This is a genomic window from Streptomyces atriruber, from assembly GCF_001418325.1.
GTDB lineage: Bacteria > Actinomycetota > Actinomycetes > Streptomycetales > Streptomycetaceae > Streptomyces > Streptomyces atriruber.
In genome coordinates, this window is sequence record NZ_LIPN01000466.1 from 1271 (window position 1) to 2206 (window position 936).

The 936-nt window shown below is 73.2% G+C and carries 1 protein-coding gene and 2 pseudogenes; 1 reads left to right on the forward strand and 2 read right to left on the reverse strand.

Annotation, left to right across the window (positions count from 1 at the left end; translation table 11 throughout):
• A pseudogene (locus AOK03_RS43290) lies at positions 1 to 235 on the forward strand (TetR/AcrR family transcriptional regulator); the annotation flags it as partial.
• Between the two features lie 147 nt (positions 236 to 382).
• On the opposite strand, the gene AOK03_RS36040 reads toward AOK03_RS43290, so the two are convergent.
• Together AOK03_RS36040 and AOK03_RS44510 are read right to left on the reverse strand one after the other, a co-directional pair.
• A partial coding sequence (locus AOK03_RS36040) for an aminotransferase class IV (RefSeq protein WP_244177884.1) occupies positions 383 to 746 on the reverse strand: 364 nt, incomplete at its 5' end.
• Between the two features lie 2 nt (positions 747 to 748).
• A pseudogene (locus tag AOK03_RS44510) lies at positions 749 to 936 on the reverse strand (branched chain amino acid aminotransferase); the annotation flags it as partial.

The window sequence follows — 936 nt, forward strand, 5'->3', positions numbered from 1 at the left end:
CGCGTTCTGCGACCGCACGGGCCGGGCGGCACTCGCCGCGGCGGACCGCCGCTTCGCCCTGCCGACCGGGAGCGGCCTGCAGGCACGGCTGACGATCGACCTGCTGGTCGCGGCGTTCCACCGGGCACTGGAGACCTGGATCGAGGGACCCGAGCCGACCCGGGACAGCCTGGCGTCAGCCCTCCGGGCCGCCTGCGCCGCAGCCCCGGGAACCCTCACCCTCACGGCCCGCTGACGGCCGACGCGGCCGCCGTCCAGGGCCGCCGTCCAGGGCCGCGGCGAACTGCGCGCTCGGCCAAGAACAACCCACGGCCGAGAAGGAGGAAAGGCAACAGCCCCGCAGGCGCAAGCCGCGGGGCTGCCGTGGACACCGCCCAAGCCCTCAGCCGAGCTCGTGCATCCAGCCGTGCCGGTCCTCCGCCTTGCCGCGCTGGATGTCGAGCAGCGCCTCACGCAGCTTCAGCGTGACCTCACCCGGCTCGCCCCCGCTCTGCTGCCACTCGCCCCCGTTGCACTTGACCGTGCCGACGGGCGTGATGACCGCGGCCGTGCCGCAGGCGAAGACCTCGGTGAGGGTGCCGTTCTCGGAGTCGGTCCTCCACTGGTCGATGGAGACGCGGGCCTCCTCCGACTCGTAGCCGAGGTCGCGGGCGACGGAGAGGAGCGAGTCGCGGGTGACGCCCGCCAGCAGCGAGCCCGTCAGGGTCGGGGTGACGATCTTGTTCCCGTACACGAAGTACAGGTTCNNCGGCCTGCGCGAGCAGCGACGCGGCGTAGTTGCCGCCGGTCTTGGCGTCGCCCATGCCGCCGGGGACGGCACGCACGCGGTCCTCGGAGAGCCAGATGGAGACCGGCTTCACGCCGCCGGGGAAGTAGGCACCGGCGGGCGAGGCGATGACGACGAAGAGGTACTCGTTGGCGGGCTTCACGCCCAGG